Origin of the sequence: Flavobacterium sp. RSP49, assembly GCF_003968735.1 — a bacterium.
In the GTDB taxonomy this organism is placed as follows: domain Bacteria; phylum Bacteroidota; class Bacteroidia; order Flavobacteriales; family Flavobacteriaceae; genus Flavobacterium.
Map to the genome: position 1 here is coordinate 1 of NZ_RYDN01000064.1, position 2,710 is coordinate 2,710.

Sequence of the window (2,710 nt, forward strand, 5' to 3'; positions counted from 1 at the left end):
TTAAATCTTTTTTTGAAAATAAATTTTCCTTTTGATCTAACTAACTTGCCAGTATTTTAAAGAACTTCTAAACCATTGCGGGTGCAAAACTACACCCTTTATTCGCTTTTACAAGCTTTTTAATTTCTTTTTTTTAAACTTTTCTTAACTTTTTCTTTAACTAGCTGATATCTCGTTTTTTGAAGATCAAAGTTTTTTTGTCTATAATCCCCTCCTACACCAAAGCACGCCCTTTATCCCACTAAAATGACTATTTATACTGCAGTACCAACTCTTCGATCCCTATTCTTTCTCTAATAAATATCTCGAAATTTGACAATAGTTCGACTTTTACACGCTATTCAATGCGCTTTCCTGTTTCATAGGATCCCGCACCGCTAGTATTGAAGCCTGTAATTAATCCAACTAATGGTTTTGTCCTATATCATGTAAGCGCTAAATTGTACTATCGCTTTTATATCCTATATATAAGGTATCAATATATACATCAAAACAACTAAAAGTTCTCGATTAACGCAGTTCGCGTTAGGGATAGTAGTGGAAAGCCCGCAAGAAAGTGGCGTGCAACGCAACTTTATGAGGACTTGTAGCGGATAGCACGACTCCATATATAAAAAGAGGCTACTAAGCGCTATAGTAATTGCCTCTTTTTTATATGGAGGAACGCCCAAATAATAGCACAACGCCTTTAGTTTTCACCCTTTATAGTGTCAATATTAGAAATTACGGATTTGTTTTGTATCAAAATGTCATTATGACTGGCATTTTGATCTTTTGATTTTATTAAAGGCCAGGTGTTTTCGTGTTTCGTTTCAGTAATATGAATTTGCCTGTAAGTTTTTTCCGTTAAGAATAAAACTAAGATGACCTTTTTGTAAATCGTTTGTTAGTCTGCTTTCCGCTTTCTCTAATTCATCTTCAGGTATTAAAGTATAAGTATCATTATCGCAAACAATAACAGTCCCAGCACCGTAATTCTCCTTATCATCATCCGGATCTGATTCAAGTATATCTATATCAGCTCCATAGACATCTCAGTCAAAATCTTTTTGATTCAATTGTGTAACATTATTGATTTCGACCGGTACTTTTTTCTTAGACATATCGTCCATATCGATATCTGATTCTTTATGAAACTGGCTATAAATACCTTCACTTGGAGTATACAATAAAGCATCTGGCACTTTATTTTTATCTTTCTTTCCGGATTTTTTTTATCAAAATTCAACTTATCATCTGCACTATTCATTAAACACTTATTTAATTGATTTACAATACACTAATCTACTTAATTTTAAATAAAGTACCAGTAGTATTACGTATAAATTAAAAAATATCTTTAGAATATATTGTTAAGCTCATTTTTGAGGATCTTGGCGGTAGCAAAAACAATATTCCTTGTAAAATTAATTACCCCCTATAACCCAGTTCTGAAAATGGGACATTCAGTCAACACTAGCTCTACAAGAAAAGCCTTGAACTGTTCTAGTCGCGGCTTTTAAAGGGCTTTCTGGCCTAGTTTGCTAAATGTTGGCAACAGTAACTAATTTAGATATTGGTCTACTTCAATAATTTCAATACTTGGATGACAATCCAAATAATCTTTTAATGCTCGTATATGTCCGGCTCCGTATAATACCAGAGCTTTTTTAGGATTATTTTTTAAAATATCCTGAATGATGTTTTTATATATGTTTGTATTCCTAATCATATTATCGTGAGCATAAAAAACACCGTTTTGATTTGAATCAATATCTAAAAAAGCAGTAATATTTCCATAAAAGATGTCATTTAGATATGATTTTGAATTAATTTTTTTAAAAGCATCAACCATTGTCATTTTTGGTATTTCAATATTTATCTTTTGAATTTTGATGCCTATTAGTTTGTCATGTTCAGAAAAAACTGAAGGCTTTTTGGTTTCTAAAAAATTCTGATACAAATTAATTTTATTTCTATATTCTACGTACGCTTTTTCATTAAATGAATTTTCAGAATCTTGTTGCCAATCTACACAGGTTACTCCAGTTTTAAATTTTAGATTTTCGGCTAATTTGATTCCAATTTGAAATATTTCATTTTTTATTTTTAGCGCTTTGTCATCTTGATAGGCAACAAAAATGCTATCCCAATGCCGTTGTCGACTGGGTTGGTTTTCCACATATATTTTTTCAGGATTGTAAGCTTTCAATTTTTTTAATAGTAAATTCAATTCGGCTTGTTTCTTAGGGTTTAAAACATCATCTGAAACTTTATTTTTATCAGATGTTGCACCAAAATGATAAGTTCCTAATAATAGAACTTTTGTTTTTTCTTGTCCAGTTGCGTAAAGTGAAAATATGAGCGAAAGGATTAAAAGTAAAACTTTAGAATACTTCATAGTATTGTGTTTATGTTTTATTGATGCCAGCGTCAGTTTTTCCAAAGGATCGGGATAAAAACCTCCAAGCGAACTGTGTTTTGTTACTCATTGAATAAATATATGTTATTTAAACTATAATTAAAACTCGTTCTTGTAAAAGTCGCTTATGAATATTAAAATATAACAGTCCGTAAAAAGGGTTGAAAATTGTTTTTAGTATCCCAAAAAGCAAAGCCAGTACTCTTTATTTGTTACAGCCTTTTCTTGCTTCGATAGCGCATTCTATGATAAAAAACAAGTGATGTTTTAAAAATTAACAGGCAAATTTATATGTGTTTATGTATGGAG

At 30.9% G+C, this 2,710-nt stretch carries 2 protein-coding genes; both read right to left on the reverse strand.

The features are described from left to right. Positions 1-1,034: 1,034 nt before the first annotated feature. Positions 1,035-1,184, reverse strand: coding sequence for a hypothetical protein (locus EKM02_RS14855; RefSeq protein ID WP_158614766.1), 150 nt, complete (start codon positions 1,182-1,184; stop codon positions 1,035-1,037). Between the two features lie 359 nt (positions 1,185-1,543). Further along, a complete protein-coding gene (locus EKM02_RS14645; RefSeq protein WP_126456418.1) occupies positions 1,544-2,380 on the reverse strand; it encodes a DUF5694 domain-containing protein in 837 nt (278 codons plus the stop codon). Between the last annotated feature and the right edge of the window lie 330 nt (positions 2,381-2,710).